This is a genomic window from Nocardioides zhouii, from assembly GCF_004137345.1.
Classification (GTDB): Bacteria; Actinomycetota; Actinomycetes; order Propionibacteriales; family Nocardioidaceae; genus Nocardioides; species Nocardioides zhouii.
The window spans coordinates 107,074-132,058 of record NZ_SDWV01000005.1 but is presented as its reverse complement, the minus strand read 5'-3'; the positions used below and the strand labels follow the sequence as shown (position 1 = coordinate 132,058).

General features: G+C 71.6%; 30 protein-coding genes. 22 read left to right on the top strand and 8 right to left on the bottom strand.

What is annotated here, in order from left to right; translation table 11 throughout:
- The first annotated feature begins 1 nt into the window (after position 1).
- From EUA94_RS06670 to EUA94_RS06660, 3 genes are all read left to right on the top strand, one after another.
- Positions 2-604 (top strand): hypothetical protein, encoded by a 603-nt coding sequence (locus EUA94_RS06670; RefSeq protein ID WP_129425936.1) that lies wholly within the window; start codon positions 2-4, stop codon positions 602-604.
- 64 nt (positions 605-668) lie between these two features.
- The gene (locus tag EUA94_RS06665; RefSeq protein ID WP_129425934.1) at positions 669-2,174 is read left to right on the top strand and encodes a DNA-3-methyladenine glycosylase 2 family protein; all 1,506 of its coding nucleotides are present in this window, start codon (positions 669-671) and stop codon (positions 2,172-2,174) included.
- A 1-nt stretch (position 2,175) separates the two neighbouring features.
- Entirely contained in the window at positions 2,176-2,658 is a 483-nt protein-coding gene (locus EUA94_RS06660; RefSeq protein ID WP_129425933.1) for a methylated-DNA--[protein]-cysteine S-methyltransferase, read from the top strand.
- Between the two features lie 151 nt (positions 2,659-2,809).
- On the opposite strand, the gene EUA94_RS06655 is transcribed toward EUA94_RS06660, so the two are convergent.
- Positions 2,810-3,532 (bottom strand): IclR family transcriptional regulator, encoded by a 723-nt coding sequence (locus tag EUA94_RS06655; RefSeq protein ID WP_129425931.1) that lies wholly within the window; start codon positions 3,530-3,532, stop codon positions 2,810-2,812.
- Between the two features lie 79 nt (positions 3,533-3,611).
- On the opposite strand from EUA94_RS06655, the gene leuC reads away from it, so the two are divergent.
- The 3 genes from leuC (at position 3,612) to EUA94_RS06640 (ending at position 6,443) form a co-directional block, all read left to right on the top strand.
- Positions 3,612-5,024 (top strand): 3-isopropylmalate dehydratase large subunit, encoded by a 1,413-nt coding sequence (gene leuC, locus EUA94_RS06650; RefSeq protein WP_129425929.1) that lies wholly within the window; start codon positions 3,612-3,614, stop codon positions 5,022-5,024.
- 3 nt (positions 5,025-5,027) lie between these two features.
- Positions 5,028-5,627 carry a 3-isopropylmalate dehydratase small subunit gene (gene leuD, locus EUA94_RS06645; RefSeq protein WP_129425927.1) on the top strand — a complete coding sequence of 200 codons (600 nt, stop codon included), beginning with the start codon at positions 5,028-5,030 and terminating at the stop codon, positions 5,625-5,627.
- A 114-nt stretch (positions 5,628-5,741) separates the two neighbouring features.
- On the top strand, positions 5,742-6,443 hold the full coding sequence (locus EUA94_RS06640; RefSeq protein ID WP_129425925.1) for an HU family DNA-binding protein: 702 nt from the start codon (positions 5,742-5,744) through the stop codon (positions 6,441-6,443).
- Positions 6,444-6,466: 23 nt separating this feature from the next.
- Here EUA94_RS06640 and cofC read toward each other — a convergent pair whose 3' ends face one another.
- Positions 6,467-7,165, bottom strand: coding sequence for a 2-phospho-L-lactate guanylyltransferase (cofC, locus tag EUA94_RS06635; RefSeq protein WP_129425923.1), 699 nt, complete (start codon positions 7,163-7,165; stop codon positions 6,467-6,469).
- A 151-nt stretch (positions 7,166-7,316) separates the two neighbouring features.
- Here cofC and EUA94_RS06630 point away from each other — a divergent pair, with 151 nt between their 5' ends.
- Together EUA94_RS06630 and EUA94_RS06625 are read left to right on the top strand one after the other, a co-directional pair.
- Entirely contained in the window at positions 7,317-8,120 is an 804-nt protein-coding gene (locus tag EUA94_RS06630) for a lysophospholipid acyltransferase family protein (protein WP_129425921.1), read from the top strand.
- Positions 8,117-9,130, top strand: coding sequence for an NAD(P)H-dependent glycerol-3-phosphate dehydrogenase (locus EUA94_RS06625; protein WP_129425919.1), 1,014 nt, complete (start codon positions 8,117-8,119; stop codon positions 9,128-9,130). Before EUA94_RS06630 ends, EUA94_RS06625 begins: the two co-directional genes overlap by 4 nt.
- Positions 9,131-9,210: 80 nt before the next feature.
- Here EUA94_RS06625 and EUA94_RS06620 read toward each other — a convergent pair whose 3' ends face one another.
- The 3 genes from EUA94_RS06620 to EUA94_RS06610 all read right to left on the bottom strand — a co-directional run bounded on the left by EUA94_RS06620 (position 9,211) and on the right by EUA94_RS06610 (position 11,586).
- Complete coding sequence (locus tag EUA94_RS06620) at positions 9,211-9,801, bottom strand: hypothetical protein (RefSeq protein ID WP_129425917.1); 591 nt, start codon at positions 9,799-9,801, stop codon at positions 9,211-9,213.
- Positions 9,798-10,355 (bottom strand): RNA polymerase sigma factor, encoded by a 558-nt coding sequence (locus EUA94_RS06615; protein WP_129425915.1) that lies wholly within the window; start codon positions 10,353-10,355, stop codon positions 9,798-9,800. The genes EUA94_RS06620 and EUA94_RS06615 overlap by 4 nt, the downstream gene beginning before the upstream one ends.
- Before the next feature lie 118 nt (positions 10,356-10,473).
- Positions 10,474-11,586, bottom strand: a complete 1,113-nt coding sequence (locus EUA94_RS06610; protein ID WP_129425913.1) for a trans-sulfuration enzyme family protein — start codon at positions 11,584-11,586, stop codon at positions 10,474-10,476.
- Positions 11,587-11,618: 32 nt separating this feature from the next.
- On the opposite strand from EUA94_RS06610, the gene EUA94_RS06605 reads away from it, so the two are divergent.
- On the top strand, positions 11,619-12,749 hold the full coding sequence (locus EUA94_RS06605; protein ID WP_129425911.1) for a D-alanine--D-alanine ligase family protein: 1,131 nt from the start codon (positions 11,619-11,621) through the stop codon (positions 12,747-12,749).
- A 4-nt stretch (positions 12,750-12,753) separates the two neighbouring features.
- Here EUA94_RS06605 and EUA94_RS06600 read toward each other — a convergent pair whose 3' ends face one another.
- Together EUA94_RS06600 and EUA94_RS06595 are read right to left on the bottom strand one after the other, a co-directional pair.
- Positions 12,754-13,242, bottom strand: coding sequence for a DUF3515 domain-containing protein (locus EUA94_RS06600; protein WP_165356821.1), 489 nt, complete (start codon positions 13,240-13,242; stop codon positions 12,754-12,756).
- Positions 13,243-13,285: 43 nt separating this feature from the next.
- Entirely contained in the window at positions 13,286-13,522 is a 237-nt protein-coding gene (locus EUA94_RS06595) for an Lrp/AsnC family transcriptional regulator (RefSeq protein WP_091196254.1), read from the bottom strand.
- A gap of 117 nt (positions 13,523-13,639) precedes the next feature.
- Between EUA94_RS06595 and EUA94_RS06590 the strand changes: the two genes are divergently transcribed.
- A complete protein-coding gene (locus EUA94_RS06590) occupies positions 13,640-14,602 on the top strand; it encodes a thiamine-phosphate kinase (RefSeq protein WP_129425907.1) in 963 nt (320 codons plus the stop codon).
- A 240-nt stretch (positions 14,603-14,842) separates the two neighbouring features.
- On the opposite strand, the gene rpmB is transcribed toward EUA94_RS06590, so the two are convergent.
- Positions 14,843-15,028 (bottom strand): 50S ribosomal protein L28, encoded by a 186-nt coding sequence (gene rpmB, locus EUA94_RS06585; protein ID WP_056602600.1) that lies wholly within the window; start codon positions 15,026-15,028, stop codon positions 14,843-14,845.
- 220 nt (positions 15,029-15,248) lie between these two features.
- Here rpmB and EUA94_RS06580 point away from each other — a divergent pair, with 220 nt between their 5' ends.
- The 12 genes from EUA94_RS06580 to EUA94_RS06525 all read left to right on the top strand — a co-directional run bounded on the left by EUA94_RS06580 (position 15,249) and on the right by EUA94_RS06525 (position 24,981).
- The gene (locus EUA94_RS06580) at positions 15,249-16,904 is read left to right on the top strand and encodes a DAK2 domain-containing protein (RefSeq protein WP_129425905.1); all 1,656 of its coding nucleotides are present in this window, start codon (positions 15,249-15,251) and stop codon (positions 16,902-16,904) included.
- A gap of 14 nt (positions 16,905-16,918) precedes the next feature.
- Entirely contained in the window at positions 16,919-19,126 is a 2,208-nt protein-coding gene (locus EUA94_RS06575; RefSeq protein WP_129425903.1) for an ATP-dependent DNA helicase RecG, read from the top strand.
- 9 nt (positions 19,127-19,135) lie between these two features.
- Entirely contained in the window at positions 19,136-19,717 is a 582-nt protein-coding gene (gene rsmD / locus EUA94_RS06570; protein WP_129425901.1) for a 16S rRNA (guanine(966)-N(2))-methyltransferase RsmD, read from the top strand.
- Positions 19,718-19,727: 10 nt separating this feature from the next.
- Positions 19,728-20,213 (top strand): pantetheine-phosphate adenylyltransferase, encoded by a 486-nt coding sequence (coaD, locus tag EUA94_RS06565; protein ID WP_129425899.1) that lies wholly within the window; start codon positions 19,728-19,730, stop codon positions 20,211-20,213.
- A gap of 110 nt (positions 20,214-20,323) precedes the next feature.
- Positions 20,324-20,899: a YceD family protein gene (locus EUA94_RS06560; RefSeq protein ID WP_129425897.1), complete on the top strand. Its 576-nt coding sequence runs from the start codon at positions 20,324-20,326 to the stop codon at positions 20,897-20,899.
- A gap of 67 nt (positions 20,900-20,966) precedes the next feature.
- Positions 20,967-21,152 (top strand): 50S ribosomal protein L32, encoded by a 186-nt coding sequence (gene rpmF / locus EUA94_RS06555; RefSeq protein ID WP_091196235.1) that lies wholly within the window; start codon positions 20,967-20,969, stop codon positions 21,150-21,152.
- Positions 21,107-21,859 carry a ribonuclease III gene (gene rnc / locus EUA94_RS06550; protein WP_129425895.1) on the top strand — a complete coding sequence of 251 codons (753 nt, stop codon included), beginning with the start codon at positions 21,107-21,109 and terminating at the stop codon, positions 21,857-21,859. The genes rpmF and rnc overlap by 46 nt, the downstream gene beginning before the upstream one ends.
- 3 nt (positions 21,860-21,862) lie before the next feature.
- The gene (gene mutM, locus EUA94_RS06545; RefSeq protein WP_129425893.1) at positions 21,863-22,738 is read left to right on the top strand and encodes a bifunctional DNA-formamidopyrimidine glycosylase/DNA-(apurinic or apyrimidinic site) lyase; all 876 of its coding nucleotides are present in this window, start codon (positions 21,863-21,865) and stop codon (positions 22,736-22,738) included.
- Positions 22,739-22,831: 93 nt separating this feature from the next.
- Complete coding sequence (locus EUA94_RS06540) at positions 22,832-23,065, top strand: type II toxin-antitoxin system ParD family antitoxin (protein WP_129425891.1); 234 nt, start codon at positions 22,832-22,834, stop codon at positions 23,063-23,065.
- Positions 23,062-23,352 (top strand): type II toxin-antitoxin system RelE/ParE family toxin, encoded by a 291-nt coding sequence (locus tag EUA94_RS06535; protein WP_129425889.1) that lies wholly within the window; start codon positions 23,062-23,064, stop codon positions 23,350-23,352. The genes EUA94_RS06540 and EUA94_RS06535 overlap by 4 nt, the downstream gene beginning before the upstream one ends.
- Before the next feature lie 132 nt (positions 23,353-23,484).
- The gene (locus tag EUA94_RS06530; protein WP_129425887.1) at positions 23,485-23,691 is read left to right on the top strand and encodes a hypothetical protein; all 207 of its coding nucleotides are present in this window, start codon (positions 23,485-23,487) and stop codon (positions 23,689-23,691) included.
- Positions 23,692-23,736: 45 nt separating this feature from the next.
- Positions 23,737-24,981, top strand: a complete 1,245-nt coding sequence (locus tag EUA94_RS06525; RefSeq protein ID WP_129425885.1) for an MFS transporter — start codon at positions 23,737-23,739, stop codon at positions 24,979-24,981.
- Positions 24,982-24,985 lie beyond the last annotated feature (4 nt).

The window sequence follows — 24,985 nt, the reverse complement described above, 5'->3', positions numbered from 1 at the left end:
CATGACGACCCGTCGCACGCGCGGCACCGACCGCGCCGCCACGATCATCCTGGGACTGGTGCTGCTCGCCCTGGGCGCCGTCGTCTGGGAGTGGCGACTGGACCTCACCGGACTGCTGGACCCCGACGACGAGGTCGCCGGGGTCGCGGCTGTCGTCGACAGCGAGTGGTGGCCCTGGGCCGCCGCAGCCGTCGGCCTCATCCTCGGCGTCCTCGGACTGCTCTGGTTGCTCGCCCACCTGCCGCGTCCGACGCGAGGAAGCACGCGGCTGTCGGCCAGCGACGCCACCGGCCGGGTCGAGGCCGACCACGCCTCCCTGGCCAGGATGCTGGCCGAGCGGTGGGGCGCCCTGGCGCCCGTCACCGGCACCCGTGGCCGGACGTCCCCGGACGCTCCCGACCTCGTCGTGCTGTCCGGCCACGTCGAGCTCGAGGCCGACGTCGCAGCGATCCTCGACGCGACGGCCCAGGTGGAGCGTGAGGTGGTCGAGGCGTTCCCCGACCTCGACGTCCGGGTGAGGTTCCTGCTCGAGGGACCGGCGCGCCAGCCGCGCACCCGCAAGTCGACCGAGATCGCCGTGCAGGAGTCCACGGCAGGCGTGTAGCCGCCCGGCCCGCGGTGTCCGTTTTCCGCTGGTCCTGCGACGGTCCAGCGGCGAGGATGGGGGCATGACACCGACCGGGCACCTCGACACGGAGGCGTGCTACCGCGCCGTGAAGAGCCGCGACCGCCGGTTCGACGGCGTCTTCTACACGGCCGTACGCACCACCGGCATCTACTGCCGGCCGTCCTGCCCGGCCCGTACGCCGGCGTCGGCCAACGTGAGCTTCCACCCGACCGCGGCGAGCGCGCAGTCGGCCGGCTACCGCGCGTGCAAGCGGTGCCTGCCCGACGCGACGCCCGGCAGTCCGGAGTGGGACGTGGCGGCCGACGTCGCGGGCCGCGCGATGCGACTGATCGCCGACGGGCTCGTCGACCGGGAGGGTGTCGGGGGCCTCGCGCAGCGCGTCGGCTACACCCCGCGCCACCTCGGCCGGCTGCTGAGCCAGGAGCTCGGCGCGGCGCCGCTCGCCCTCGCCCGCGCCCGCCGGGCACAGACCGCGCGGGTGCTCGTCGAGACCACCGACCTGCCGATCACCGACGTGGCCTTCGCGGCCGGCTTCGCCAGCGTCCGGCAGTTCAACGAGACCGTCCGCGAGGTCTACGACGCCTCGCCGAGCGAGCTGCGGGGTCGCGGCCGGTCGCGCGCTCCCGCAGCGGCGCGCACCCCCGGCGCGGTGACGATGCGGCTGGCCGTACGCACGCCCTTCGCCGGCCGTCGGCTCCTCGACTTCCTCGCCTTCCACGTCGTGCCGGGCGTCGAGGTCGCCGAGCCCGGCCGCTATGCCCGCACCCTCGACCTCCCGCACGGGCCGGGCACCGTCCGGCTGCACCTCGCCGACCTTCCTGTTGGCGGCGGCACCGGCTTCGTCGTCGCCGACTTCTGGCTCGACGACCTGCGCGACACCGCCGCCGCCAGCGAGCGCGTACGCCGCCTGCTCGACGCGGACTGCGATCCGACGGCGGTCGACGCACAGCTCGGCGCCGACCCGCTGCTGGGCCCGCTCGTACGCGCCACGCCGGGCCTGCGCGTGCCCGGCCAGGTGGACGGCGCCGAGACCGCCGTACGCACCGTGATCGGCCAGCAGGTCAGCGTGGCCGGGGCGCGCACGGTCGCCGGACGTCTCGTCGCCGACCACGGCCGCCCCGTCGACTCACCCGTGCCGGGCCTGACCCACCTGTTTCCCGCCCCGGCCACGCTCGCCGTGCTCGACCCCGCGTCGCTGCCGATGCCGCGCGCCCGGGGGCGGGCGCTCGTCGGCCTGGCCACGGCTCTCGCCGTGGGGAGCGTTGTGCTCGATCGCGGCCCCGACCGCGACGACGTGCGCCGTGCGCTTCTCGCGCTGCCCGGCATCGGGCCCTGGACGGCCGACTACGTCGCGATGCGTGCCCTCGGCCACCCCGACGTCTTCCTCCCCACCGACCTCGCGATCCGCCGCGTCCTCGCGGACCTGTCAGGCTCCGGCCCGGAGCCCGATCCCGAGCGCTGGCGGCCGTGGCGGTCGTACGCCCTGATGCACCTCTGGAACACCCTGATGCCCGACACGCCTGCCCCTGCGGCGAAGGAGAACTGACATGTGGACCGTGATGCCCTCGCCGATCGGCGACCTGCGCATCGTCGAGCGGGACGGCTCGATCGTCGCGATCGAGTTCTCACCGTTCAAGCAGCACGCCGACGGGCGCCCCCTCGGTGTCCGGTCGGACGACGAGCCCGTGCTCGCCGAGGCGGTGCGCCAGCTGACGGCGTACTTCGACCGCGAGCTCACCGAGTTCGACCTGCCCCTCGCGCCCGTCGGGACCGACTTCCAGCGGCGGGTGTGGGAGCAGCTCGAGAAGATCCCCCACGGCGAGACCGCGTCCTACGGCGAGGTCGCCGGCCGGCTCGGCATGACGAACGCCGCGTCGCGTGCCGTCGGCCTGGCCAACGGTCGCAACCCGATCCCGATCGTGGTGCCGTGCCACCGCGTCATCGGCGCCAACGGCACGCTGACCGGGTACGCGGGTGGGCTCGAGCGCAAGCAGCAGCTGCTCGAGCTGGAGCAGGACGCGCTCTTCTAGCCAGTGACCGGGCACTTCGTGCCCGTAGGCCCCGGTGACCGGGCACTTCGTGCCCGTAGGCACGGCCCGGACGGGCACGAAGCGTCCGGTCAGGCTGCAAGACGGGCATGAAGTGCCCGGTCAGGCTTCAGGACGGGCATGAAGTGCCCGGTCACTCAGCGGCAGCGCGCCGCAGCGACTCCGAGAGGCGGTCGGCGGCGGCGAGCACGGCCGGTGCGTGCATGCGTCCGGGCTGGCGGGAGAGTCGCTCGAGGGGGCCGGAGACCGAGACTGCGGCGATCACCTTGCCGCCGGGGGAGCGCACCGGGGCAGAGACGGAGGCGACGCCCTGCTCCCGCTCGCCGACCGACTGGGCCCAGCCGCGGCGTCGGATGCCGGAGAGTGCGGTCGCGGAGAAGGCGGCGTTCTGGAGGCCGCGGTGCATCCGCTCCGGGTCCTCCCAGGCGAGCAGGATCTGGGCGGCGGAGCCGGCGTTCATCGTCAGCTGCGAGCCGACCGGGATGGTGTCGCGCAGCCCCGACGGACGTTCGGCGGCGGCCACGCAGACGCGGTGCTCGCCCTGGCGCCGCCACAGCTGGGCGGACTCGCCGGTGATGTCGCGCAGCCGTGCCAGCACGGGCCCGGCCGAGGCCAGGAGGCGGTCCTCGCCGGCGGCCGCGGACAGCTCGGACAACCGGGGACCGAGCACGAACCGACCCTGCATGTCGCGCGCCACCAGGCGGTGGTGCTCGAGCGCCACCGCGAGGCGGTGGGCAGTCGGCCGGGCCAGTCCGGTGCCGGCGACCAGGCCGGCGAGGGTGGCCGGTCCGGCCTCGAGGGCGGCGAGCACGAGGGCGGCCTTGTCGAGCACGCCGACGCCAGATCCGTTGTCCATATGCCGATATTGTCATCTCAGGGAGTGGGATGCAAGATGTAGCGTCGATGCACCGCACGACAAGAAGGAGATCTGTGTCATGGGCAAGACCCTGTCCGAGAAGGTCTGGGACGAGCACGTCGTCCGCAGCGCGCCGGGGGAGCCCGACCTCCTCTACATCGACCTCCACCTCCTCCATGAGGTCACCTCGCCGCAGGCCTTCGACGGTCTCCGGCTCGCCGACCGCGCCGTACGTCGCCCCGACCTGACCCTCGCCACCGAGGACCACAACGTCCCGACGATCGACTGGGACAAGCCGATCGCCGACCCGGTGTCGCGTACGCAGGTCGAGACGTTGCGCAAGAACTGTGCCGACTTCGGCGTACGCCTCCACCCGCTCGGCGACGTCGAGCAGGGCATCGTCCACGTCGTCGGCCCCCAGCTCGGCCTGACCCAGCCCGGCATGACGATCGTGTGCGGCGACTCGCACACCTCGACCCACGGCGCGTTCGGCGCCATCGCCTTCGGCATCGGCACCTCCGAGGTCGAGCACGTGCTCGCCACCCAGACCCTGACCCAGGCCCGGCCGAAGACGATGGCGGTCACCATCACCGGCAGCCTGCCCGACGGCGTCACCGCCAAGGACCTGGTCCTCACCCTCATCACGCACACCGGCACCGGCGGCGGCCAGGGCTACATCGTGGAGTACCGCGGCCCGGCCATCGAGGAGCTCTCGATGGAGGGCCGGATGACGGTCTGCAACATGTCGATCGAGTGGGGCGCGAAGGCCGGCCTCATCGCCCCCGACCAGACCACCTTCGACTACCTCGCCGACAAGCCCGAGGCGCCCAAGGGCGCTGACTGGGACGCCGCCGTCGCGCACTGGAAGACCCTGCGCACCGACGACGACGCCGTCTTCGACGAGGAGATCGAGCTCGACGCGTCGACCATGACGCCGTTCGTCACCTGGGGCACCAACCCCGGCCAGGGCGCCCCGCTCGGCGCCAACATCCCGGGTCCTGACGACTTCGACGAACCCAACGACAAGGTCGCCACGGAGAAGGCCCTGCACTACATGGGCCTCCAGGCCGGCACCCCGCTGCGCGAGGTCAAGGTCGACACCGTCTTCGTCGGGTCGTGCACCAACGGCCGCATCGAGGACCTGCGCCTCGCCGCGTCGATCCTCGAGGGCCGCACGGTCGACCCCGACACGCGGTTGCTCGTCGTGCCCGGCTCGGTGCGCGTACGCCTCCAGGCCGAGGCCGAGGGCCTCGACAAGGTCTTCCTCGCTGCGGGCGCCGAGTGGCGCGGCGCCGGCTGCTCCATGTGCCTGGGGATGAACCCCGACCAGCTCGCACCCGGCGAGCGCAGCGCGTCGACGTCGAACCGCAACTTCGAGGGCCGGCAGGGCAAGGGCGGACGTACGCACCTCGTGTCCGTTCCGGTCGCGGCCGCCACCGCCGTACGCGGCACCCTCTCCAGTCCCGCCGACCTCGCGCCGATCGGAGCCTGAGCCATGGACGCATTCACCACCCACACCGGGATCGGCGTGCCGCTGCGCCGCAGCAACGTCGACACCGACCAGATCATCCCCGCGGTCTACCTCAAGCGCGTCACGCGCACGGGCTTCGAGGACGGGCTCTTCGCGGCCTGGCGCAACGATCCCGACTTCGTGCTCAACGACGCGACGTACGACGGCGGCTCGGTGCTGGTCGCCGGTCCCGACTTCGGCACCGGCAGCTCACGCGAGCACGCCGTGTGGGCCTTGCAGAACTACGGCTTCAAGGTCGTCATCTCGTCCCGCTTCGCCGACATCTTCCGCGGCAACTCCGGCAAGGCCGGACTGCTCGCCGCGCAGGTCGACGAGAAGGTCGTGCAGCGCCTGTGGGACTGGCTCGCCGACCACCCCGGCGGCGAGATCACCGTCGACCTGGAGAGCCGTACGGTGCGCGCGGGCGCCGGTGAGGACGCGGTCGAGGACTCCTTCGACATCGACGACTACACCCGCTGGCGCTTGCTCGAGGGCCTCGACGACATCGGGATCACCCTCGGCCACGAGGCCGTCGTCACGTCCTTCGAGGAGTCCCGACCGAGCTGGAAGCCCGTCACTGCTTGAAAAAAGCGGGCAAAGAGGGCCGATGGTGATTGTCCTCACCCCTCCATGTGCCTAGCGTGCGACGGAGTAGGTCGAGCACGAGCTCGGCATCCGGGTTCATTGGAAGGGAAGCTAGTGAACAAGACAGAGCTCATCGACGCGCTTGCTGCGCGCTACGAGGGGAACCGCAAGCAGGCGGCGCACGCACTGGAGTCGGTGCTCGACACCATCACCCGTGAGGTCGCCAAGGGCGAGAAGGTCGCGATCACCGGCTTCGGCTCATTCGAGAAGGCAGTGCGCAACGCGCGCTGGGTCCGCAACCCGCAGACGGGCGAGCGGATCAAGTCCAAGAAGAAGTCCGTGCCGAAGTTCTCCGCCGGCAAGGAGCTCAAGGACGTCATCTCGGGTGCGAAGAAGCTGCCGAAGCTGACGGCCGCCACGATGCCGAGGCCGCCCGCCAGTGTGCGCGCAGCAGCTGCTGCCGTGACCGGTGCCGCGACCAAGAAGGCGGCGCCTGCCAAGAAGGCTCCGGCCAAGGCGGCTCCGGCCAAGACGACCGCCGCCAAGAAGGCTGCGCCCGCCAAGAAGGCTCCGGCCAAGAAGGCGGCACCGGCGAAGAAGACGGTCGCCAAGAAGGCACCGGCCAAGGCAGCTGCCAAGAAGGCGGCACCCGCCAAGAAGACGGCCACCGCGTCGACCGCCAAGAAGGCCCCCGCCAAGAAGGCGGCTCCGGCCAAGACGGCGGCGGCGAAGACCACCACCGCCAAGAAGGCCCCGGCCAAGAAGGCACCTGCGAAGAAGACGACGGCCAAGAAGACGGCCGCCAAGAAGTCCTGAGCTCGACCAGCACCGAGGGCGGGTCACCCCAGTGGGGTGGCCCGCCTTCCGCTTGCCCGCGACGTGTGCGGGCCGACGCCGGCGACGAGGACGGCGCCCAGGTCGGCCAGGTCGTCGACATCGGTGCGCACGCTGGTCGCGGCTGCGCCCACCTCGACGGCACCGGCCCCGTGGTGCCGTTGCGCGGAGCCCGGCCCGAAACCCGGAGCGAACCGGTCGTGGGGAGCGGCGTACAACGTCGTGCCCACACCGGCGCGGTCGCGCACGAAGGCGGCGCGTCCGGCCGACACCTCCGCGACCGAGTCGGCCAGCACGTCGGCGAGCTCGTCGGACCGGAGCCCCGGGAGGTCGGCACACAGTGCCACCGGCACGGCGTCCGGCCAGCGGCGTACGACCTCTGCAGCGGCCTGTACGAGCGTTGCGTTGAGGTCCTCGCTCGCCCCGTCGGGCATCACCTCGACGCCGACCCCGGTGTCCAGGTCGCGCATCGCCGCGGCGAGGCGGAAGTCGTCGGTGACGACCAGCACGGCCGCCACTCCGCGGGTCCGGGAGGCAGCCTGCACGGTGTCGAGCGCGAACGCCTCGGCCAGCTCGCGGCGCTGCTCGTCGGAGAGCCCGACCAGCCGCGACTTGCCGAGCGCAGGGGGCTTCACGGGTACGACGACCACGCACCGAGCGGTGGTGTCGGGAGCCGGGACAGGGGGAGAAGTGGGGGTGCACATCACCGCAGATCCTCCCATCCGACGACAGCGCGGCGGACGCGTCCCACCGCCCGTCCGACCGAGTAGCCTGCTCGCGACGCAGCGAGCGTCGACCGGGTCCTGAGCAGTGCGAGGGCAGGGCAGAGGCAGGGCGAAGGCAGGGGAGGTGACGGTGCGCGTCAGGAAGCTGGAGCAGGATCGCGGCTGGGCCATCACCGTCGCGGCGTCCATCCTCAAGCCCACGCTGCTCGCCGCCACCTCCCGCACCTGGATCGACGGCGAGAAGATCCCCGCCACCGGCGGCTGCATCGTCGCGATCAACCACATCTCCCACGTCGACCCGCTGCTGTCGGCGCACTTCGTGTACGACCACGGTCGCGTGCCGCGCTACCTCGCGAAGTCGGGGCTCTTCCGCAACAAGGCGCTCGGCGGCTTCCTCTCCTCGGCCGGGCAGATCCCCGTCGAGCGGCTGAGCCGCAACGCCGTCGGCGCGTACGACGCGGCAGTCCGGGCGATCGACGACGGCGAGTGCATCGTGATCTACCCCGAGGGCACGCTGACCCGCGACCCCGACCTCTGGCCGATGAAGGGCAAGACCGGTGCTGCCCGCATCGCCCTGGCGACCGGCTGCCCGGTGATCCCCGTCGGCCAGTGGGGTGCGCAGGAGGTCCTGCCGCCGTACACGAAGACGCCGCACCTGCTGCCGCGCAAGAACATCGTCATGAAGGCCGGCGACCCGGTGCGGCTCGACGACCTCGCGTCCCAGCCGACGAGCCCGGAGACCATCGCCGAGGCCACGGACCGCATCATGACTGCGATCACCGCGATCGTGGCCGACCTGCGCGGGGGCACGCCACCCGCGGAGAGGTACGACCCGCGCGCCACCGGCGTACGCGAGATCGGCAACCCCGTCGAGGACCCGCACCGTTCCCACCCCCGTTCCAGCCCACGTTCCAGGAAGAGGCGAAGCCGATGACCGAGTCGAGGAAGAAGGTCGCCGTGTTCAGCGCCGGGTCGTGGGGGACGGCGTTCTCGCTGGTCCTGGCCGACGCCGGCAACGACGTGACCCTGTGGGCGCGCCGCGAGGAGGTCGTCGAGGCGATCAACGAGCGCCGCGAGAACACCGACTACCTCCCCGGCATCGAGCTCCCGCCGTCGGTGAGTGCGTCCACCGACCCCGAGCAGGTCGCAGCCGACGCCGACGTCGTCGTGCTGACGGTGCCGTCGCAGAGCCTGCGCGAGAACCTCACCGCGTGGGCGCCGATCATCCCGGAGAAGGCCACCCTGGTCTCGCTGATGAAGGGCGTGGAGCTCGGCACGCTGATGCGGATGAGCGAGGTGATCCAGGAGGTCACCGACGCCTCGGCCCAGCGGATCGCTGTGATCAGCGGGCCCAACCTGGCCCGCGAGATCGCTCGCCGCGAGCCCGCGGCCTCGGTCGTCGCGTGCCTCGACGAGGACCGCGCCAAGGAGCTGCAGGCGATCACCCACGGCCCGTCCTTCCGGCCGTACACGTCCGTCGACGTGCTCGGCTGCGAGATCGGCGGGGCGTACAAGAACGTCGTCGGCCTGGCGGTCGGCATGGCCGTCGGGCTCGGCTTCGGCGACAACACGACCGCCTCGGTCATCACCCGGGGCCTCGCCGAGACCGCGCGCCTCGCGACCGCCCAGGGCGCCAACCCGCTGACCCTGATGGGCCTCGCCGGGCTCGGCGACCTCGTCGCCACCTGCTCGTCGCCGCTCTCGCGCAACCGTACGTTCGGCGAGCGCCTCGGCCAGGGCATGACGACCGAGGAGATCTACGCCTCGACGCGCCAGGTCGCCGAGGGCGCCAAGTCCTGCAAGTCGCTGCTTGCCCTCGCCGAGCGCACCGGCGTCGACGCCCCCATCGCCGCAGCCGTCGACGCCGTCGTCGACGGCAAGATGACCGCGCTCGACATGATGAACTCCTTCATCGCGCGCGACACCAAGGCGGAGATGGGCTGATCGACTGGAACGTCATGGCAAGTGGTCGCGCGCACGACCACTCACCATGACGTCCCCGGCGAGGATCCGACAGCAGCCGCTCAGCCGACGGCTGGAATCACCTCGCACGCCGCGATCGGGCCCGTCGTCACGTCGGCGACGACCGATGAGGCGAAGCCGCCCAGGTTCGTGACTCGGTCTTCGGTGGGCATCTCGTCGAGATCCGCGGAGGTGAGCGCATCGACGGACCAGGCCATCACGAAGGTCTCCCCATCGCCCACGGACCCAGGTGGCAGCGTGACCCTGACCAGCTCCTGGCCAATCGAGAGGCGTAGGTCGACCCTGCGATCGACCGGCTGGTAGCGGCCGTCGGCGCACGTCGAGCGGCCGGGCAGGTACGTCACGTTGGCGGTGATGCCGTGCTCGGCGAGCGCGCGCTCGAGTCCGGCCGCATCTTCGGGTCGGTGGATCTCCACCTCGATCTCGCCGGCATTGCCCTCCTGCACGGAGTACGCAGGCGTGCTCCCGAGCCCGGGGACGAGGAGGGCGCCGACCAGGGCAGTGGCAGCAACTCCTGCCGCGACGGCGAGGGAGCGCCGCGTACGACGGGGAGCGGACGCGGTCGACGCGACGACCTCCTGACGGAGCTCAGAGAGGAGGCGGGTCTCGAAGGGGTCGAGCTGCGTGGTCATGTGGTCACCTCGAACGGGTTGGGGAGAACGTGCTGAAGCCGGGCCCGAGCCCGGTGGTAGCGCACTCGGGCGTTGCCGGGGCTGATGCTGAGGGCAAGCGCTGCTTCGGTCAGGCTGAGGCCGTCGACGGCGACGAGCTCGACCACGGTGCGTTGGCTGACGGGGAGGTCGGCCAACGAGCGGTACAGCTCGCGGGTCATCCGCTCGCCGTCGATGCGGTCGGAGAGGCGCTCCATCGATTGGTCGTCGAGGAGCGCGCGTCCGGACAGTCGGTGGTGCGCCCGGACTTCGCGAACCCGACGTCGCACGTGGTCTGCGACGACGTTACGGGCGATGCCAGCCAACCAGGCGGCGGGCGTCCCCACGGACGATCGGTACCCGGACGCGCTGTCGACGACGGCCAGGAAGATGTCGGCCGTCAGGTCGGCGGCGGTGTGCGGGTCGTCCACGCGGCGGGCGACGAAGCGTCGTACCCACGGCAGGTGCTCGCGGTAGAACGCCTCGAAGGCGTCCGGGTCCCGGCCAATGGCAGGGACGTCGGGTGGGGAGTCCATACCCGTTCTTCGTCGCACCGTGACGGAGCGTTACACGTGGCGACCGGATATCTGAGGACGCGGTGAACGTTCCAGCGGTGGAATCACGTTCACCACGTCCTCAGGTATCGGGGGCGGATCACCCCACACACCCGTCCAGCGCGTCGCGGAGGTCGTCCCAGAGGTCCTCGATGTCCTCGACGCCGACCGACAGGCGGACGAGCCCGTCGGGGATCGTCGCGGCCTCGGCCTTCCAGCGCCGGCGCCGCTCGAGGGTCGACTCGACGCCGCCGAGCGAGGTGGCGTGCACCCAGATCTTCGTCTTGCGCGACAGCAGGTCGGCGGCCATCTCGCCCTGGGCGAGGACGATGCTGACGATGCCGCCGAACCCCGGGTAGCGGACCTCCGACAGGGCCGGGTGCTCGCCGAGACGTCGTACGAGCTCCTGCGCGTTGGACTGGGCGCGCTCGACCCGCAGGTGGAGGGTCCGCAGGCCGCGCAGCGTCAGCCACGCCTCGAACGGACCGGGGATCGCGCCCACGAGGTCGCGGCGGCCCTTGAGGACGGCGTAGAGGTCGTCGTCGCGCGTGAGGATCGCGCCCATCTGCACGTCGGAGTGACCGGCGAGGTACTTCGTCGCGGAGTGCACGACCAGGTCGACGCCGTCCTCCAGCGGGCGCTGGAGCAGGGGAGTGGCGAAGGTGTTGTCGACCACGACGTACGCGCCGGCCTCGTGCGCGGCCGCGGTGATCGTCGGGATGTCCGCGATCTCGAGGGCGGGGTTGGTCGGCGACTCCAGCCAGACCAGCGAGGCGTCGGCGCAGGCCGCCACGACGGCGTCGGTGTCGGTGATGTCGACGAGGTGGGCCTTCATCCGGCCGCGCGACTCGAGGTCGGCAAGCTGCATGATCGTGCCGGTGTACGCGTGCTTCGGCGCGACGACCGTGCCATCGGTGCCGACCAGGTCGAGCACCGTCGCCACCGCGGCCAGGCCGGACGCGAAGGTCAGGCAGCGTCCGCCCTCGAGCGCGCCGAGCGCGTCCTCGAGCGCGGTCCAGGTCGGGTTGCCGTAGCGGCCGTACTCGACCTCGCCGCCGGCCACGTACGTCGCGGCCATCGTGATCGGCGTGTTGAGCGGGGCGTCCGGCGTCCGGTCGGGTCGACCGGCCGTGACGGCCAGTGTTCCGAGGGCCAGCGTGCCGAGCCTGCGCGGTGAGCCGGAACCGGGCTCGGGAGTCGTGTCTGCAGCCATGCGTGCCAGCGTAGGTGGATAGGGTCGAGCCGATGAACGACACCTCTCCGGACAAGACTCGCAAGCCCCGCGTCGCCGTCGTCTTCGGCGGCCGTTCCTCCGAGCACGGCATCTCCTGCGTGACCGCGGGCAGCGTGCTGGCGGCCATCGACCGCGACGCGTACGACGTCGTGCCGGTGGGGATCGCGACCGACGGACGGTGGGTGCTGGAGGTCGACGAGCCGACCCGGCTCGCCATCCACGGCAGCGACCTGCCGCAGGTCGACGCGGCCAGGTCGCCGGTCGCGCTGATGGGCGCGACGACGGGCACCGAGCTCGTCGTCACCGATCCGACCAGCGTGCCGTCCGTCATCGGCGAGGTCGACGTGGTCTTCCCGCTCCTGCACGGTCCGTGGGGCGAGGACGGCACGCTGCAGGGGATGCTCGAGATGGCCGGCGTCCGCTACGTCGGCTCCGGAGTTCTGGCGTCGGCGATCGGGATGGACAAGGCCTACATGAAGGTCGTGCTGCAGGCGGCTGGCCTCCCGGTGACGCCCGGCATCACCGTCACCCGCTCCGAGTGGGAGCAGGACCCGATCGGCGTACGTACGCGGATCGAGGACCTCGGCTTCCCCTCGTTCGCCAAGCCGGCCCGCGCCGGGTCGAGCATGGGCATCAGCAAGGTCCACGACGCGAGCGAGGTCGAGGAGGCGCTGGAGGAGGCCTTCCGCCACGACCCGAAGGTGCTCGTCGAGCAGTCGATGGAGGGTGGGCGCGAGGTGGAGTGCGGGGTGCTCGGCACCTTCGAGGGTCCGCCCGAGACGTCACGCCCCGGCGAGGTCCGCACCGGCGGCGACCACGAGTTCTACGACTTCGAGGCCAAGTACCTCGCCGACCAGCACACCGAGATCGACATCCCCGCCGACCTCGATGCCGAGGTCGAGCAGTCGCTCCGCGCGATGGCGGTCCGTGCCTTCACGGCGTTGTCGTGCGAGGGCCTGGCCCGTGTCGACTTCTTCGTGATGCCCGACGGCTCGCTCGTCATCAACGAGCTCAACACGATGCCCGGCTTCACCCCGACCTCGATGTATCCCCAGCTCTGGGCGGCCTCCGGCCTCACCTACCCCGAGCTGGTCGACCGGCTCGTGCAGCTCGCGCTGCGCCGCGACACCGGCCTGCGCTGACGGGTCAGAGACAGGACAGTCCGTCGGCCAGGTGCTCCTTCAGCACCGGCGCCAGCTCGGCGAGGGCCTGGTCGATGCCGTCGGTGCGATAGCGCGAAGGCACCACGAGCTCGACGTACGGCGACCGCGAGAGGGCGATCGGGGTGACGTCGACCCCCAGGTCGCTGGCCTGGTCGTCGGTGACGTACCACCCGACGCCCTTGATGTCGCTGCACTCCGCCGTGGCCTCGTAGTCGGACGGCGCGGGCACCCCGCACGTGAGGACGTACGCCGGATCGCCCCACGCCGCGCCCAGCGCGCCCTCCGGGTCGACAGGACGCCGCAGCTCACCGCCGAGCGTCTTCGGCAAGTCGTCGACGACGGCTTCGCAGGCGGCGCGGTCGGCGTCGGAGAGGTCGTGGTCCTCGATCTCGATGGTGCCCGGACTGCACGCCGCGAGCGCCGGGAGCAGGAGCAGGGCGGCCGCAGACGCGACGACGCCCCGGCCCCTCACGGGGCCGAGGCGTCGACGATGGTGCACTGACAGGGAGAGCGCGTCAGATGTGGACGACCGGGCAGGTCAGCGTGCGGGTGATGCCGTCGAGGTTCTGCACCTTCGACACCACGAGCTTGCCCAGCTCGTCGACGTTCTTGGCCTCCGCGCGGACGATCACGTCGTAGGGACCGGTGACGTCCTCGGCAAGCGTGACGCCACTGACCTGGGCGATGGCCTTGGCCACCTCGGCGGCCTTGCCGACGTCGGTCTGGATCAGGATGTAGGCCTGGACGACCATCGTGGACTCCTCGGTCTCGTTCATCGGGTGTGACCGGCACAACCTACCGCGCGACGCGGGCGGGCCGACAGGGGATGGGTGACTGTGCTCACGGTCCGGGTCTGGTGGGATGGGGGCATGGCGGCCAACACCGACGGGACCCAGGACACCACCCTCGGCGAGGCGGGCGAGTTCGGCCTGATCGCCGAGCTCGTGAAGATCTTCGAGGGCGACGAGAGCGTCCTCGTCGGACCCGGCGACGACGCGGCGGTGCTGCGGATCAAGCACGGTCACGTGGTCGTGTCGACCGACCTGATGGTCGAGGGCCGCCACTTCCGCCGCGACTGGGCGAGCGCCTCCGACGTGGGGCACCGCGCCGCCGCGCAGAACCTGTCCGACATCAACGCGATGGGCGGCACCGCCCGGCACCTGACCATCGGCCTCGCCGCACCGGCCGACCTCCCGGTCGCGTGGGCACTCGACTTCGCCCGCGGCTTCGCCGAGGAGTGCGCGAGCGTCGGCGCGACCGTGGTCGGCGGTGACATCACCCGCGCCGCCGAGGTGGTCATCGCCGTGACCGTCCTCGGCCAGTGCACGCAGGCGCCGGTGCTGCGCTCGGGCGCGGAGCCCGGCGACGTCCTCGCGTTGACGGGTCGGCAGGGCTGGGCCGCCGGTGGGCTGGCCGTCCTCGGCCGCGGCTTCCGCTCGCCGCGGGTGCTCGTCGAGGCGTACCGCCGCCCCGAGCCGCCGTACGCCGCCGGCCGGCAGGCGGCCGAAGCAGGCGCGACCTCGCTCATCGACATCTCCGACGGCCTCCTCGCCGAGGCCGGCCACCTCGCCGAGGCGAGCGGCGTCGCGATCGACGTACGCCGAGACGCCTTCGAAGTCCCCGAGCCGCTCCAGGCCGTCGGCGCCGCGCTCGGCGCGGACCCTCTGCAGTTCATCCTCGGGGGCGGCGACGACCACGCCCTCCTCGCGACCTTCCCCGATGTCGCGTCCGTGCCCGCCGGCTGGCAGGTCGTCGGCGAGGTCCTCGAGGGCTCCGGTGTCACCGTCGACGGTGCGGCGTACGACGGCCCCACCGGATGGACGCACTTCTGAGGTCACGCCGTACGCGTCCTCGCGGTTGAGTCTCCTGGAGACTCAACTCCCAGCCAGCCCTCACGCCGGCACCTCCAGCCTCGCCCGACACACGGGTGTGCGGAGCTTGGCGCGGATGGGCCATTGCAACGGCCCACCCGCGAAGGAGTCACCGCTGAAGCGGTGACTCCGACGACGAGGCCGACGAAATGACAGGACCCCCGCCGCAGAGCGACGGGGGTCCTGTACGAAGACGTCAGGTCAGCGGGAGACCTTGCCGGCCTTGAGGCAGCCGGTGCAGACGTTGAGGCGCTTGGGCGTGCCGTTCACGGTCGCCCGGACGCGCTGGATGTTGGGGTTGAAACGACGCTTGGTGATCTTGCGCGACCAGGGACGGTTGTTTCCGAAGCCCGGCTTCTTGGCGCAGATGTCGCAGACGGCAGCCACCGTGCACTCCGATCCGTTCGAGGTTGATAGAGATTCGAGCGCCTGCACACCACCAACGGGCGGCAACAGGCAACCGCAGAAGAGTAGCCGAGGACCTGCGGAGGGAGGAAATCGCAGCACGGTCGGACCTAACCATTACCCTGTGGCGCGCGACACAGTGCCCGTGTCGACGCCCGCCACAGACACCGCCCGGACCACACCCCAGGAGCACAGCGAGTCGATGGAGCCAGTCACCCACGGCATCACGCTGGACGCGGTTGCCCGGTTCGTCGACATCGCGACCGACGCGTTGTCCGTCGCGCGCGAGGAGATCGACGCGCTCAACGTCTACCCCGTGCCCGACGGTGACACCGGCACCAACATGTTCCTCACGGTCTCGGCCGCCCGCGACGAGCTGCGTGCGGCCCGCGCCGCGGACCCCGACCTGGGGCTGGAGGCAGGGATGGCGCTGCTGGCCCGCGCCGCCCTGATGGGCGCCCGCGGCAACTCGGGCGTGATCCTCAGCCAGATGCTCCGGGCGTACGTCACCCACCTCGCCGCGGCGGACGGGGACGAGCCGCGCGCCCGCACCATCGCGGCGGCGATGTCGTCGGCCACCGACGCCAGCTATGCGGCCGTCGGCACGCCCGTCGAGGGCACGATCCTCTCCGTCGCCCGCGCCGCGTCCGACGCGGCTCTCGCGACGGCTGAGAAGGAGAACGCCCGGGCCCGCGACGTGTTCACTGCTGCCGCCGCTGCCGCCCGCGTCGCCCTCTCGCGTACGCCGGAGCAGCTCGACGTGCTCGCCCAGGCAGGTGTGGTCGACGCCGGCGGGCGCGGGCTCACGGTCGTGCTCGACGCGGTGGAGACCACCGCGACCGGTCGCCGCCCGATGCCGTACGCCGCTCCGATCGGCACCCACCACATCCGGGTGTCGACCGCCGTGCCGAGCGACGACCTCACTGAGGACGGTCCGGGCTACGAGGTGATGTACCTCCTCGACGTCGTCGCCGCCCAGGAGGACGCCGCGATCGGCACCCTGCGCCAGACGCTGTCCGGGCTCGGCGACAGCCTCGTGGTCGTCGGCGGCGACGGCCTCTGGAACGTCCATGTCCACGTCGACGACGTGGGTGCGGCGATCGAGGCCGGCATCACCGCAGGCCGGCCCTACCGGATCCGCGTCACCCACTTCGCCGAGCAGGTCGCCGAGCACCGGCAGAAGCTCTCCACCCGCACGGGTCGCAAGGTGGTCGCCGTCGCCGCCGGGCCCGGGCTCACCGAGCTCTTCGAGTCCGCCGGGGCGGTCGTGGTGGTGGGAGGTCCCGGCCAGCGCCCGTCGACCGGTCAGCTGCTCGAGGCGATCGTCGGGTGCGGCGCGGCCGAGGTGGTCGTGCTCCCCAACGACGCCGACACCGTGCGTGCCGCCGAGATCGCCGCGCGCACTGCAGAAGCCGAGCACGCCGTCTCGGTCGAGGTGATCCCGACCCAAGCCCAGGTGCAGGGGCTGGCCGCGATCTCGGTGCACGAGCCGGGTCGCGCGTTCGACGCCGACGTACGCGAGATGACCGCCACCGCGCGCCACGCCCGCCACGGTGCGGTGACGGTGGCGGCCCGCCAGGCGATCACCATGGCCGGTCCCTGCGAGCCCGGTGACGCCCTCGGCGTCATCGCCGGCGACTTCGCGGTGGTCGGCTCCGACCTCGACACGGTCGCCACCGACGTCCTCGAGCGCCTCCTCGCGGGAGGCGGCGAGCTGGTCACGATCGTGTCCGGCGAGGACGGCGTCGAGCTCGCCGCGCGACTGGCAGCACACGTCGAGGAACGCCATCCCCACGTGGACGTCGCGGTCCACGACGGAGGCCAGCCGCGCTACCCGCTGCTCGTCAGCGTCGAGTGACCCGGTAGTCCCGCATGGTCTCCATCACGCCGGACAGCCCGATCGGGGTCGTCTTCGGCAGCTCCCACAAGAAGCGCAAGCTCGCCGAGGAGGGCCTCGGCCTCGCCACCGTCGGCGACCTGCTGCGCCACTTCCCCCGCCGCTACGTCGCCGCCACCGAGCTGTCCGAGGTCGCCACCCCGGTGGTCGGCGAGCAGCTGACGATCCTCGGCGAGGTGCGGTCCTGCGAGAGCGCCCCGTTCACGGCCGGCAACCGCCGCCAGTGGCGTACGACGATCCGCCTCCGCACCGACGGCCCCGACTTCTCCGTCACCCTGTTCAGCCCCTACAAGAACCTGGCCGACCGGCACGAGGCCGAGTTCGGCGCAGGCAGCAGGGCGCTCTTCACCGGCAAGGCCAAGCAGTTCCGCGGCAGCTGGCAGCTCGAGCAGGCCCACGGCTTCGCCCTCGACGGCGAGGGCGGCGCGGTGCTGAGCAAGCTGATCCCGGTGTACCCGCTGACCGCCAAGCTCTACACCTGGGACCTCCAGAAGGTCATTGCTGCGGCGCTCGACCTGGTCACCGGGGTGCCGGACGTGTTCACCCCCGAGCTGCGCGAGCAGTACGAGCTGCTGGGCATCATGCAGGCGCTGCGCTGGATCCACGGGCCCGACGAGTGGGGCCAGCTCGGGGCGGCGCAGAAGCGGTTCCGCTTCGAGGAGGCGCTGGTGCTCCAGCTGGTGCTCGCCCGGAGGCGGGCGGTGCACCGGGCCCAGGGTGCCCAGTCGCGACCTGGACGCGACGGCGCGATCCTCGCCGCCTTCGACGCACGCCTGCCCTTCGAGCTCACCGGTGGCCAGCGCGAGATCGGCGACCTCGTCGCCGAGGAGCTCGGCCGCGACCACCCGATGAACCGGCTCCTCCAGGGCGAGGTGGGCTCCGGCAAGACCCTCGTCGCGCTGCGCGCGATGCTCCAGGTCGTCGACAGCGGGGGACAGGCGGCGCTGCTGGCCCCCACCGAGGTGCTGGCCCAGCAGCACCACCGCTCGATCTCCGCGCTGCTGGGCGACCTCGCCCAGGGCGGCATGCTCGGCGGCGCCGCCGACGCCACGAGCGTGGTGCTCCTCACGGGCTCGATGGGCAGGGCGGCACGCCAGGAGGCGATGCTGCGGACCGTCACGGGCGAGGCCGGGATCGTGATCGGCACCCACGCCCTCCTCGAGGACCGGGTCGAGTTCGCCGACCTCGGCCTGGTCGTCGTCGACGAGCAGCACCGCTTCGGCGTGGAGCAGCGCGCGGCGCTCACCGACAAGTCCGGCACCCCGCCCCACGTGCTGGTCATGACGGCGACACCGATCCCGCGCACCGTGGCGATGACGGTCTTCGGCGACCTCGAGACCTCGACCCTCGCCGAGCTGCCCGCCGGCCGCGCCCCGATCCAGACCAACGTCGTCCCGCTCGCCGAGCAGCCGACCTGGCTCGACCGGGCGTGGCAGCGCGTGCGCGAGGAGGTGGAGAAGGGCCACCAGGTCTACGTCGTGTGCCCCCGCATCTCCGGCGACGCGAGCGAGGACGGCGCGACCGACCAGCTCGACCTCGACGACGACGGCAACGAGGTCGCTCCCAAGCGGGCGCTGGCCGCCGTCGAGGACGTCCACGAGGGGCTCGCGACCGGACCGCTCCACGGGCTGCGTACGGCGGTCCTCCACGGCCGCCTCGCGGCCGACCAGAAGGACGCCACCATGCGGGCCTTCGCGGCCGGCGCCATCGACGTGCTCGTCTCCACGACCGTCATCGAGGTGGGCGTCGACGTCCACAACGCCACGATGATGGTGCTCCTGGACGCCGACCGCTTCGGCGTCTCCCAGCTCCACCAGCTCCGCGGCCGCGTCGGTCGAGGGGGCCTGCCGGGCCTGTGCCTGCTGGTCTCGCACGCCGAGCTCGGCACTCCCGCCCGCGACCGCCTCGGCGCGGTGGCCTCGACCACCGACGGGTTCGAGCTGAGCCGCGTCGACCTCGAGCAGAGGCGCGAGGGCGACGTCCTGGGGGCGAGCCAGTCCGGCGGCAGGTCGAGCCTGGTGTCGCTGCGCGTGCTGCGCGACGAGAAGACGATCGTGCGTGCCCGCGAGGCCGCTGAGGCGTTACTCTCCGTTGACCCCGGGCTCACCCGGGCGCCCGACCTGGCCGCCGCAGTGGCCGAGGTCGAACGCTCGGCCGCCTCGGGGTTCATGGAGAAGGGCTGACCACGGGGAATGACTCGCATCATCGGGGGAACGGCGGGCGGGCGGCGTCTGGAGACGCCGCGCGGCCAGTCGACCCGACCCACCAGCGACCGGGTGCGCGAGGCCCTCTTCTCCGCCATCGAAGCGCGCACCGGCTCGCTCGACGGCCTCCGCTTCCTCGACCTGTACGCCGGGTCCGGCGCCGTCGGGCTCGAGGCCCGCTCCCGGGGAGCCGGGGTCGTGACGATGGTCGAGCAGGACCGGCGTACGGCCGCGCTCATCACCCGCAACGCCGGCGCGCTCGGCTTCTCGCGGGCCCGCGTGGTCGCCGCCCCCGTCTCGACGGTGCTGCAGTCGCCACCGGCCGCGCCGTACGACCTGGTGTTCTCCGACCCGCCCTACCCGACGCCCGACGAGGACGTCGATGGCGACCTCCTGGCGCTCGTCGCCCAGGGCTGGCTCGTCCCGGGCGCCCTCGTCGTCGTGGAGCGGGCCGCCAAGCGCAGCCGGGTCACCTGGCCCGAAGGCATCGTCGAGGACCGTACGAAGCGCTACGGCGAGACCATGCTTTGGTACGGTCACGCCACCCCCGCAGCCTCCCCCGAGTCATGAAGGAGAGCCCGTGCGTCGCGCAGTGTGCCCCGGGTCCTTCGACCCGGTGACCAACGGCCACCTCGACATCGTCACCCGGGCCGCCAGGCTCTTCGACGAGGTCGTCGTCGCCGTCGGCGTCAACATGTCCAAGAGCCGCCTGTTCACCCCTGACGAGCGCATCGCGATGCTCGAGGACGCCACGGGCGGCATCGCCAACGTGCGGGTGTCGGGCTTCGAGGGACTCATCGTCGACTTCTGCCGCCAGATCGACGCGGTCGCGATCGTCAAGGGCCTGCGCGGTGCCGGCGACTACGAGTACGAGCTGCCGATGGCCCAGATGAACTCGCACCTCACCGACGTCGAGACCGTGTTCCTCCCCGGCGCCGTCGGCAACGCGTTCGTCTCCTCCAGCCTGATCAAGGAGGTCGCGGCGCTCGGCGGCGACGTACGCGGTCTCGTCCCGGATGCCGTGCACGCCCAGCTCGTGCAGCGCCTGGCCGAGCGCACGTCCTGAGCCGCCATCCGACCCACGCGCCCCGCCCCACGCGTCACTCGTTTTGCCCCGCCACACGGTGGCGGATACGATTCTCCGGTTGTGTCTGTGTCCAGTAGTGGGAGTTCGTCTTGACCAGCCTGGACCCGAGGGCGCCGCTCGTGCTTGACACCCGCGAGCTCGGCCGCCGCCCGGGGTCCCAGCGTGAAGTCGAGCTCACAGTTCCGGCGCCGGCGCAGCTTGGCATCGAAGTCCTCGCTGTCCCCGAAGGTGCGCCGGTCGAGCTCGACCTGCGCCTGGAGGCGGTCATGGAGGGAGTACTGCTCACGGGTACGGCCACGGCCATGCTCGCGGGGGAGTGCGTACGGTGCCTGGAGCCGATCGAGGACGAGATCCTCGCGCGGCTGCAGGAGCTCTACGTCTATCCCGAGCAGCACACCAAGGCCACGGAGCACGACGACCGTGACCTCGACGACGAGACCAGCCTGCTCGAGGACGACCTGATCGACCTCGAGCCCTTGCTGCGGGACGCGGTGGTGCTCGCACTGCCGTTCCAGCCGCTGTGCCGAGACGACTGTCCCGGGCTGTGCATCGACTGTGGTGCGCGACTCGCGGACGACCCGGACCACGCACACGACGCGCCGATCGACCCGCGCTGGGCAGGGCTCGAGCAGCTCACGCAGGACCCTCAGCAGCACCGAGACTGACACCAGACTGACCACTCGCCCGGGGATCCCCGGACGATGCACGCCAACTGATTCACAGGAGACCACCATGGCTGTTCCGAAGCGGAAGATGTCGCGGAGCAACACGCGTCACCGCCGTTCGCAGTGGAAGGCCGTCGCGCCGTCCCTCGCGACGTGTGCCAACCCCGCCTGCGGTGCCAAGCACCTCCCGCACCGTGCGTGCGGCCAGTGCGGCCAGTACGGCGCCAAGGCCGACCGTCGCCAGGTCCTCTGACCACCGACGAGCTCCGCGCAGCGCTCGGTGATCCGGTCCTGGATCCCGAGCTGCTGCAGCGTGCTCTGACGCACCGATCGTTCGCCTACGAGAACGGGCAGATCCCGACCAACGAGCGCCTCGAGTTCCTCGGCGACTCGGTGCTCGGGATCGTGGTGACCGAGACGCTCTACCTCGCCCACCCGGACTTCACCGAGGGGCAACTGGCCAAGCTGCGCGCGGCGGTCGTCAATGCCCGCGCGCTGGCCGACGTGGCCCGCGAGATCGAGCTCGGCCAGCACATCATGCTCGGCCGCGGCGAGGAGACGACCGGCGGCCGCAACAAGGCCTCGATCCTGTCCGACACCGTCGAGGCCGTGATCGGTGCCATCCACCTCAGTGGCGGGATGGACGAGGCCGCGAAGGTGATCCACCGGCTCTTCGACCCGGTGATGGAGGCCGCGGCGTCGATGGGCGCCGGCCTCGACTGGAAGACCTCCCTCCAGGAGCTCTCGGCCAGCCTCGGCCTCGGCGTGCCGGAGTACCTCATCGAGGACGATGGCCCCGACCACATGAAGACCTTCGTCGCCCGCGTCCGCGTCGGCGAGCTCGTCCTCGGCAACGGCAACGGCCGCTCCAAGAAGGAGGCCGAGCAGGGCGCCGCGGAGACGGCGTACAGCGAGATCCGGGCCTCCCACCCCGTGCTCGACGCCGCCGCCGACAACTGATCCGTGCCCGAGCTCCCCGAGGTCGAGGTCGTCCGCGCCGGTCTCGAGCGCCACGTCCTCGGCAGCACCATCGAGTCCGTCGAGGTGCTGCATCCCCGGCCCGTACGCCGTGACCACCGCGGCCCGGCCGGCTTCGCCGCCACGCTGGTGGGTCGCCGCATCGAGGCCGTACGCCGGCGCGGCAAGTACTTCTGGCTTGCCCTGGCCCCGCTTTCCGACCAGCAGAGCGGCGACGCGCTCCTCGGCCACCTCGGCATGAGCGGGCAGATGCTCCTCCACGAGCCCGGCGCGGCCGACGAGCGGCATCTCCGCGTGCGGTTCGGGCTGCTCACCCCCGACGGTCGACGGCTCGAGATGCGCTTCGTCGACCAGCGGATGTTCGGCGGTCTCGCCGTCTCGGCGGGCGGCGCCGAGCTCCCGTCCGAGATCGTGCACATCGCCCGCGACCCGATCGACCCGGAGTTCGACGACGACGAGTTCGTCCGCCGCGCCCGTCGGCGTACGTCCGCGATCAAGCGACTGATCCTCGACCAGGGCCTGATCTCCGGCGTCGGCAACATCTACGCCGACGAGGCGCTGTGGCGGGCGAAGCTGCACGGCGAGCGTCCCGGCGACCGGCTCACCGGGCCGGTGCTGCGTGGCCTGCTCGGCCACGTCCGGGCCGTGATGGGCGAGGCGCTGGCGCAGGGCGGGACGTCGTTCGACGCGCTCTACGTCAACGTCAACGGCGAGTCCGGCTACTTCGACCGTTCGCTCGACGCGTACGGCCAGGAGGGTCAGCCGTGTCGGCGGTGCGGCACCCCGATCCGGCGGGTGTCCTTCATGAACCGCTCGTCGTTCTTCTGCCCGCGCTGCCAGCGGCCACCCCGGTCGCGCTGAAGGTCTCAGGCATCAGGTCGGTCGTGCAGTGGCTGACGATCGATCGGTGCTGACGTCACGCCCACAACTACCAATCTTTGGTATTCTGGGAGCATGGCTCAGAACACCTCGGTCAGTCTGGACGATCACTTCACCGAGTTCCTCTCGAGAGAAGTCTCCTCGGGTCGTTATCGATCCGCCAGTGAGGTCGTCCGTGCCGGCCTTCGCCTCCTGGAGGATCAGGAGACGCAGTTGGCAGCGCTCCGCGCCGCGCTTGTCGCCGGGGAGGAGAGCGGCGAACCGGAGGCCTTCGACTTTGACGCCTTCATCGCAGCGAAGAAGGCGTGACGACGTATCGCCTCACCCCGGCCGCGCAGCGCGACCTCTCCTCGATCTGGGATTTCACCGAGCAGCGATGGGACGTCCAGCAGGCCGAGACATATGTGACCGAGATCAGAGCAGCGATCGAGCGCATTGCCGACGATCCTCGTCGCGGTCGCACGTGCGACGAGATCCGCGACGGCTACCGTCGGTACAGCATCGGCAGCCACCTGCTCTTCTACATCGAGAGCGACGACGGGGTCGATGTGATGCGGATCCTGCACCAGCGCATGGATCCGACCCGGCATCTGTGAGCTGGTGGTGGAACTTCTGCCCGCGCTGCCAGCGGCCGCCGCGGAGCCGTTGACCCGCCGCCGCCGCGGTGGGACTCTTGGAGACGGCCGGATCGTCGGCTGATCGTCTTCACTGTCTGCGAAAGGCTCCCCATGGCCAAGGCGCTGTTGGGTCATGTGAACAGCGACGTGCGCACCACCGCCGTCCTCGCCGTCGAGAACCGCCGGCTCCGTCGCCGGGTCGAGGACCTCGAGGCGCTGACCCTGCGACTACAGGCCGACAACGACCGGCTCGCCGCGGCAGCGCGCGAGACCAGTCGCGAGGCCGTCCGGACCGCCGAGAACCTCCAGCCGGCCTGATATTCGGCTGCACGCACTGCTCGCCCCACCTAGGCTCACCTGCTTGTGACCCACCTCGTCGAGACCGTCTTCCCGGCGCGCCTCGGCACCGGCTTCCGCTGGCTCGTCGGCTCGTCGTGGGTGACCAACCTCGGCGACGGGATGCTCATCGCGGCGGCCCCGCTGCTCGTCGCCTCGCAGACGCGCAACCCGCTGCTGGTGTCGTCGGCCATGTTCGCGCTGCAGGTGCCCTGGCTGGTGTTCGGGCTCGTCGCCGGGGCGCTGGCCGACCGGCTCGATCGGCGTCGCGTGATCATGGTCGCCAACGTCGTACGCGGGCTCGTCCTCGCGGTCCTGTGTGCCGTGATCGCCAGCGGGCACGTCAACATCGCCATCGTCCTGGGAACGTTCGTCGCCCTGGGCACGGCGGAGGTCTTCGTCGACGCAACCGCGGGCACGCTCACGCCGATGCTGGTCGAGAAGCGCGACCTCGGCATCGCGAACTCCCGCCTGATGGTCGGGATGATCGCGGGCAACCAGCTGGTCGGCCCGGCGATCGGCGCCCTGCTCTTCACGCTCGGGATGGTCTTCCCGTTCTCCGTGACCGTCGTGTGCATCGCGGTTGGCGTGCTGCTGGTGTCCCGGATCGGTACGCCGCCGGGTGCCGTCCGCGAGCACGTCGACACCCACGTCCGCCAGGACATCGCCGACGGCGTCCGGTGGCTGATGGGCAACCCGCCCGTCCGCACGCTGGCGATCATCATCGTGGTCTTCAACGTGACCTGGGCGGCGCCGTGGGCAGTCCTGGTGCTCTGGGCGCTGGAGCGCGTCGGCATCAACGAGGCCGGCTTCGGCCTGCTGACCACCGCGTCCGCCCTCGGCGGGCTGCTCGCGACGTTCGCCTACGGCCGGCTCGAGCGGCGCGTGCCACTCGCCCGGCTCATGCGCACGGTCCTGTTGTGCGAGGTGCTGTTCCACCTCGCGATGGCGCTGACGACCTCGCCGTGGGCAGCGTACCCGCTCATGTTCTTCTTCGGCGCGTACGCCTTCGTGTGGGGCACGCTCTCGCAGGCCGTCCGGCAACGAGCAGTCCCCAGCGAGCTGCAGGGACGGGTGGGCTCGGTCTACATGATCTGCGTGATGGGCGGCATGCTCATCGGCTCGCTCCTCGGCGGCCTGATCGCGAGCACCTGGGGCCTCACGGCCCCGTGGTGGTTCGCGTTCGTCGGCTCCGGGCTCACGCTCGCGCTCGTGTGGCGCTCCCTGGCCCACATCGCCCATGCCGACGAGGCGGCGACCGCGGCTGCCTGAGTCG

What these genes read in the sequence shown, in the direction of transcription:
- rpmF (WP_091196235.1), top strand. Translation starts at nt 20,967, where the DNA reads ATGGCTGTTCCGAAGCGGAAGATGTCGCGGAGCAACACGCGTCACCGC.
- EUA94_RS06655 (WP_129425931.1), bottom strand. Translation starts at nt 3,532, where the DNA reads ATGGACAACGGATCTGGCGTCGGCGTGCTCGACAAGGCCGCCCTCGTG.
- EUA94_RS06605 (WP_129425911.1), top strand. Translation starts at nt 11,619, where the DNA reads ATGAACGACACCTCTCCGGACAAGACTCGCAAGCCCCGCGTCGCCGTC.
- EUA94_RS06595 (WP_091196254.1), bottom strand. Translation starts at nt 13,522, where the DNA reads ATGGTCGTCCAGGCCTACATCCTGATCCAGACCGACGTCGGCAAGGCC.
- EUA94_RS06665 (WP_129425934.1), top strand. Translation starts at nt 669, where the DNA reads ATGACACCGACCGGGCACCTCGACACGGAGGCGTGCTACCGCGCCGTG.
- EUA94_RS06540 (WP_129425891.1), top strand. Translation starts at nt 22,832, where the DNA reads ATGGCTCAGAACACCTCGGTCAGTCTGGACGATCACTTCACCGAGTTC.
- EUA94_RS06590 (WP_129425907.1), top strand. Translation starts at nt 13,640, where the DNA reads ATGGCGGCCAACACCGACGGGACCCAGGACACCACCCTCGGCGAGGCG.
- EUA94_RS06615 (WP_129425915.1), bottom strand. Translation starts at nt 10,355, where the DNA reads ATGGACTCCCCACCCGACGTCCCTGCCATTGGCCGGGACCCGGACGCC.
- EUA94_RS06580 (WP_129425905.1), top strand. Translation starts at nt 15,249, where the DNA reads ATGGAGCCAGTCACCCACGGCATCACGCTGGACGCGGTTGCCCGGTTC.
- EUA94_RS06625 (WP_129425919.1), top strand. Translation starts at nt 8,117, where the DNA reads ATGACCGAGTCGAGGAAGAAGGTCGCCGTGTTCAGCGCCGGGTCGTGG.
- EUA94_RS06670 (WP_129425936.1), top strand. Translation starts at nt 2, where the DNA reads ATGACGACCCGTCGCACGCGCGGCACCGACCGCGCCGCCACGATCATC.
- leuD (WP_129425927.1), top strand. Translation starts at nt 5,028, where the DNA reads ATGGACGCATTCACCACCCACACCGGGATCGGCGTGCCGCTGCGCCGC.
- leuC (WP_129425929.1), top strand. Translation starts at nt 3,612, where the DNA reads ATGGGCAAGACCCTGTCCGAGAAGGTCTGGGACGAGCACGTCGTCCGC.
- EUA94_RS06575 (WP_129425903.1), top strand. Translation starts at nt 16,919, where the DNA reads ATGGTCTCCATCACGCCGGACAGCCCGATCGGGGTCGTCTTCGGCAGC.
- EUA94_RS06530 (WP_129425887.1), top strand. Translation starts at nt 23,485, where the DNA reads ATGGCCAAGGCGCTGTTGGGTCATGTGAACAGCGACGTGCGCACCACC.
- EUA94_RS06660 (WP_129425933.1), top strand. Translation starts at nt 2,176, where the DNA reads ATGTGGACCGTGATGCCCTCGCCGATCGGCGACCTGCGCATCGTCGAG.
- rsmD (WP_129425901.1), top strand. Translation starts at nt 19,136, where the DNA reads ATGACTCGCATCATCGGGGGAACGGCGGGCGGGCGGCGTCTGGAGACG.
- EUA94_RS06610 (WP_129425913.1), bottom strand. Translation starts at nt 11,586, where the DNA reads ATGGCTGCAGACACGACTCCCGAGCCCGGTTCCGGCTCACCGCGCAGG.
- EUA94_RS06620 (WP_129425917.1), bottom strand. Translation starts at nt 9,801, where the DNA reads ATGACCACGCAGCTCGACCCCTTCGAGACCCGCCTCCTCTCTGAGCTC.
- cofC (WP_129425923.1), bottom strand. Translation starts at nt 7,165, where the DNA reads ATGTGCACCCCCACTTCTCCCCCTGTCCCGGCTCCCGACACCACCGCT.